A 4972-nucleotide genomic window follows, 5' to 3' on the forward strand; every position below is an offset into this window, starting at 1 on the left:
ATCAGGTCCGCGAGCAACTCAAGCCATGGGACCACGCCGCGGACATCGCCACCATCCTGCTGCCACCAGGCATGCCCTGGCCCAGCATCGAAGCAACCCTCCAGGCCGCAGCACCAACCGCCCAGCCGGGACGCCCCAGGAACCCGGCGGCCAAACATCTTTAGGCAGCGCGGCGCTCAGGACAATGCTCAATAACCAAAGATCTGCGCCTCATATCCGTTCAGCCATCACCCGCTGGCCCACGTGCCGAATCGGCAGGGTTGCTCGGCCTCTGGAATAAGAGTCGCGCAGTGTGACGATCGCTAATCACAGCCATCGCGCGATATCGGCTGGCGGGCCACCCGCTGGCTCCGCGTACCGCCCGGGTGATCGACCTGGCCATCGGCGAGCGCATCGATGGGCCGGTGTTCCTAGCCGCCGAACGGCGGCGGCCGGACCGGCACGGCGCCGGGCGGATCGTCCGCAAGGTCGCCCGCCGCGCCGGGATCATCAAGGCCGTCACGCCGCACACGCTCAGACACGCGTTCATCACCTACCAGTTTGGATGCAGGCGTGCCGCTGCGCGATGTCCATGAAGCCGCCTCGCACGGCGATCCACGCACCACAATGCGGTACCAGAGCGGGCCCGCGGCAGCCTGGACTGGCACGCCACCTACATCGTCGCCGCCTATGTTGCCGGAGCCGCCTGGTAGTCGTCGAGTCCCGATCCCGCCTCCCGCTCGGCACGCGAGCCCGCGGCCGGGAGGGAGGCACCTCCCTGCGGCTGGCGATCCGGCTGTCCCTAACGCCGGGCGCGGCAAACCGTAAACTATTGTTGTGACCGCGGCCCACGACTATGACGACCTGCACCACTTGGTGGACCGCCTCAGCCCGCGCCAGGCCGAGCGGCTGCGCGTCCTGGTCGCCTCCGATCCCGAACTCGCCTCCGCCGCGCAGCCAGAAGCTCCCGGCGAGGCAGAGCAGGCGGGACAGCTGCGGCTGTCAGTAATCGGGATCTGGGATTCTGGCCGCGGTGACCTGTCCGAACGGCACGACGAGATCATCCGCGGGCGGCTGAAGCGCCCCGCATGACGCTGCTGCTGGACACCGGCCCGCTCGTCGCGGCCATCGTCCGCTCCGATAAGCACCATGCCCGCTGCGCTGCGCTGCTGGAATCCGCCGCAGGCCCGCTGCTCATCCCCACCACGGTCATCGTCGAAGTGTGCTGGCTGCTGGAAGAGCGACCCGACATCGAGGCAGCATTGCTGACCTCCGTAGCCACCGGCGAATTCCAGCACGTCACCATCACCGCCGCCGACCTGGCACGTACCGCCGAGCTTGTGCGTACCTACGCCGGCTTGCCACTGGGCGCGGCCGGCGCCTCCGTCATCGCGGTCGCTGAGCGGCTCCACGTGACCGATGTGGCTACCTTGGACCGGCGGCACTTCACAGTCGTCCGCCGTAAGCACCACGCTGCCCTGAATCTTCTGCCCTAACCAGGGCAAGATCCGGCGAGCGCTCCTTGCGCTCTGCGGTCGGCCACCGGCAATTTCGACGCGCCGGATCCGATCTGACGCCGGGCCCGTACTGGTGGTTCGGCGTCCGTCCTCGCACATAGCCAGCCGATCGGTGCTGCGGCAACGGCTGCTCAGAGCAGATGAGCAAAGGTGAGGCGCGCGCCGCTACCTTCATACCGCTATTACTGCAGCCATTCTCACTGCCACACTGGCTCGTCGGCCGCCTCTGCTCAGCGGTCGGCTCTGGCGTGTTCTTGTTGCACGCCAGAGTGTGCAGTGTCGCGATCATTACGGCACCACTCCCGCCGAACCCCTCTGGACTCGGCGGTTAATACCGCAAACACCGGGAGGCGTGGGCTGCGGCGGCCTCCCGGGTGGGGGCGTCCAGTTTGGCCAGTACGGCCGAGACGTGGTGGTCGACGGTCTTGGCGGAGATGAACAGCTTGGCGGCGATCTGGGCGTTGGTGTGCCCGGCGCAGATCAGCTCGAGGACCTCGCGCTCGCGGGGGGTCAGTCCCAGTGGATGGGCCCGGGTTGCTGTCCGGGGCCCAGCGGGAATCGACCGGATGCCGAGCCGGCGCATCGCCTGCCGGGTGAGCTGGGCCGCGGCCGGGGCGCCGAGACTGGTGCAGATCGTCAGGGCCTGGCGCAGCGCTGTTTCGTCCGCGGCGTCGTGCAGGGCGAGCGCGGCCTCGTAGGGGCAGCCGAGGCTGGTCCACAGCCGGGCGGCGTCCGCCCAGTCGCCTGCCAGCTGCAGCCGGCAGGGCTCGGCGAGCTCACCGCGCGGCGGCCGCGGTGAACCCGTGCGCCGCAGCCAGACGGCGACCGCGCCGCGGCGCCAGGTGTCAGTTCGGGCGCAGACGTCATCGGCCAGCTCGGCTTCGCGCATGGCCGCGGTCGGCTCGCCCGCCAGCCAGTACGCCTCGGCGCGGGCCAGCCGCGCCAGCACCAGCCAGTCCGGCTCGCCGGTCCCCACCGCGGCTTGCGTCGCTTCGTCGAGGCATTCCCAGCAGCCGGACGCCCCTTGGCGCGCGCGGATCTTGCCCAGGCTGCTGAGCGGGTTGATCGTGTTGACCGGTGAGGCGCCGCCGCGCGCGAGCACTTCCATGCTCAGTGCGGCCGCCTCCTCCCAGCGGCCCATCATCTCCAGCGTCCCGGTTCGCTCGCCCCGCAGGCAGATGCCGTAGGTGCCGATGTCGTGCTCGTCGCAATAGGCCACGCCCTCCGCGTAACACCGTTCGGCTTCGCCGAACCGCCGCTGACCGCAGTACAGGGCATGCAGATTCGCGTAACCGCGGCCCGCCTGTGCCTGCAGGCCCTCGGCGATCGCGATCTCCAGCGCCCGGCGCATCAGCGCGACCCAGTCTCCGCCCTGGGCGGCCATGGACCAGGCCTCGGTGTTCAGCGCGTAACTGAGCACCTCGGGCACGCCGAGCGAGACGGCGAGCCCCTGCGCCCGCCGTGACAGCTCGATCGCGGCATCGTACTGGCCGTCGCCTGCTCGCATCTGGCCCAGGTGGGCGTACGCCCGGGCCAGCTCGGCGCTTGGCCCGAGCGGTTCGCCGATCGCCACCGCGGCCTCGGCCGCGGACACCGATTCGGCGCCCCGGCACAAGCGCCACATCGTGACCGAGAGCTGTTGCAGTGTCGCGCTTTCGCCCAGCCGGTCACCGGCCTGACGCCACAGCCCGAGCGCGCGCTCGCCGGCGCCGGCGGCGTCCTGCCACCGGTCCAGCAGGCCCAGCTCGGTGGCGAGCCCGCCGTACAGCCCGGCGAGCGTCGCCGGGGCCGCCCCGGCCGTGAACCGCAGCGCCCGCTCGAACTGCGCCGCCGCCTCGCGGTGCGAACCCAGCTCGGCCGCCTGCCGCGCGGCCGAGGACGCGTACCGCATGACCGCGGGCCCGGCCCCGGCACCCTCGGCATGGAAGGCCATCCGGGCGTCGTCGGCACACCCGGCCGACGCCAGGGCATCCAGCACCCGGGCGTGGAGCAGGCCGCGGCGATGCGGCAGGATCGCCTGTTCGACCGCCAGCCGGGCGATCTCATGACGGAACCTCAGCCCGGCACCATCCACGGTGACCAGCCCGGACGCCAGGACCTCATCCACAGCCGACAGCGGGCAGCCGGTGACCGACTCCACCAGCCCCAGCTCGGCGCGGGCGCCGGTCAGCGCCGCAGCATCGAGCACGGCGCGGGCCCCGCCGCTCAGCCCCACTGCGCGGGCCAGCACCGCATCCCGCGCGGCCGCCGGGACCCGGGCCACCCCGGCGGCGATCACCGCCGTGACGTAAAACGGGTTCCCGCCCGTCAGCCGGTACAGCTCGGCCGCATCGAGCCCGGCCGGGCCGGCCAGCTTCCGCACCGCGCCGGCCGACAGCGGCGCGAGCTCCACCCGCCTGGTGCAGCGCTGCCGTGCGAGCTCACCAAGCGCCGCCCGCAGCGGATCACCCGCGGCCATATCATCTTCCCGGTAGGTCACCACGAGCAGCACGCTGGCGCTCTTGATGCGCAGGGCCGCGAACCGCAGCAGGTCGAGGGTAGCCTCATCGGCCCAGTGAATATCCTCCACCACCACCACAGTCAGCGTCCCCGGCTCGCTGACCTGGCGCAGCAGCGCGGCAAACAGCTCTGCGCGGCCAGCCCCGGCGCGGCACAACTCCAGCAACTCCCCGTCAAGCTGGCCCGCCAGGTCGAGCAGCGGCCCCAGCGCGCGGGGGGTAAACAGGCCATCACACACCCCCCAGAACCAGCGCGCGTCCGGCACGTCACGCTCAAGCTGTTCCACCAGCGCCGACTTGCCGACCCCCGCCTCCCCGGCCACGAGCACAAACCGGCCCTGGCCGCGCCGGGCCTCCAGCACATACCCGGCCAGCGACGCCAAAGACGACTCCCGCTCCAGGAGCTGCCTGGCGCGGTGCTGGCGGATGGCGTCCTCGTCCGGCCCTTCGAGCAGGCAGTACACCTTCCCGTCAGGGTTGTGGCATGGCTCGATCCGGCGCACGCCGAACCGGTCGGCCCGGCCGTTGCGGGTGTCCTCGGCGATCTGCGCGATAGCCTCGGCGGGCAGCTTGAGATCTTCGTGGAAGTCCATGAATCGTGTCATCTCGTGCTCTTGTCCTGCGGCGGATGGATGCGGTGCCGTCCGGCCTGGGGCGGCGCGGCAGGGGCCGGGTCGCGGGCCTGTCCTGGGCGGCAGCCGGGTGGCGTCATGCCCAGTGCCGGGAGGGCCGGCGGGCTGATCTGGCCGGTCGCCTGCCCTGCCCGGGCTGGCCCTGGCCGGCGTGCTGGCTCAGGCGGCCGTGGCAGCCGCCTGGCGGCGGGTGGCCAGGGCCCGGTAGGCGAGCACCGCGGCGGCCGCGGTGACCAGGGCCGCGCTGACGGCGATCAGGGCGATCTGCCAGCCGGGTGTGCCGCCCACCACGATGGTGCGGGTCACGGTGTAGACCGGCGGGGCCGGAGCGGCCGGGCCGCCCCCG

General features: G+C 71.9%; 5 protein-coding genes. 3 read left to right on the forward strand and 2 right to left on the reverse strand.

What is annotated here, in order from left to right:
- Nucleotides 1-365: 365 nt before the first annotated feature.
- The 3 genes from Q1N79_RS24220 to Q1N79_RS24230 all read left to right on the forward strand — a co-directional run bounded on the left by Q1N79_RS24220 (nt 366) and on the right by Q1N79_RS24230 (nt 1475).
- Nucleotides 366-575, forward strand: coding sequence for a hypothetical protein (locus Q1N79_RS24220; protein ID WP_300612746.1), 210 nt, complete (start codon nt 366-368; stop codon nt 573-575).
- 241 nt (nt 576-816) lie between these two features.
- Nucleotides 817-1071 carry a hypothetical protein gene (locus tag Q1N79_RS24225; RefSeq protein WP_300612748.1) on the forward strand — a complete coding sequence of 85 codons (255 nt, stop codon included), beginning with the start codon at nt 817-819 and terminating at the stop codon, nt 1069-1071.
- A complete protein-coding gene (locus Q1N79_RS24230) occupies nt 1068-1475 on the forward strand; it encodes a PIN domain-containing protein (RefSeq protein ID WP_300612750.1) in 408 nt (135 codons plus the stop codon). Before Q1N79_RS24225 ends, Q1N79_RS24230 begins: the two co-directional genes overlap by 4 nt.
- A 349-nt stretch (nt 1476-1824) precedes the next feature.
- On the opposite strand, the gene Q1N79_RS24235 is transcribed toward Q1N79_RS24230, so the two are convergent.
- Together Q1N79_RS24235 and Q1N79_RS24240 are read right to left on the reverse strand one after the other, a co-directional pair.
- Complete coding sequence (locus Q1N79_RS24235; protein ID WP_300612752.1) at nt 1825-4599, reverse strand: AAA family ATPase; 2775 nt, start codon at nt 4597-4599, stop codon at nt 1825-1827.
- A 186-nt stretch (nt 4600-4785) separates the two neighbouring features.
- Nucleotides 4786-4972 (reverse strand): hypothetical protein (locus Q1N79_RS24240; protein WP_300612754.1); only part of this gene is annotated, 187 nt, incomplete at its 5' end.

It is taken from the genome of Trebonia sp. (assembly GCF_030042015.1).
GTDB lineage: Bacteria > Actinomycetota > Actinomycetes > Streptosporangiales > Streptosporangiaceae > Trebonia.